The sequence below is a fragment of the Cedecea sp. B1(4) genome, from assembly GCF_059414925.1.
Window position 1 is genome coordinate 1 of record NZ_JCAHMZ010000361.1, and the last position, 262, is coordinate 262.

A 262-nucleotide genomic window follows, 5' to 3' on the forward strand; every position below is an offset into this window, starting at 1 on the left:
CCCACGCCCACGCGCAGGGGATGTTTGTAATCAGCCATATTGACTCCTCAGGAACGGAATAGTCGTGAATATTGGGTTTCGTGGCGCGCGGAGGCGATGGCGGACAGCGGCGTTGCTGCCCCCAGCGCGTCGTCGCGACGTAAAAATGCCTGTTCAAAACCAGCGGCGTAGTCGTCGCTCAGTTCGATAATCAGCTGCTGCGCGGCCTGTTGACCAAACGGCACCAGCTTGACGCCCGCCATTACCGCGCTCTCTATCCAGC

General features: G+C 59.9%; 1 protein-coding gene. It reads right to left on the reverse strand.

Annotated elements, in window-relative coordinates; genetic code table 11:
- Nucleotides 1-47 precede the first annotated feature (47 nt).
- Nucleotides 48-262 (reverse strand): urease accessory protein UreF (locus ACR6JA_RS23295; protein WP_494599912.1); only part of this gene is annotated, 215 nt, incomplete at its 5' end.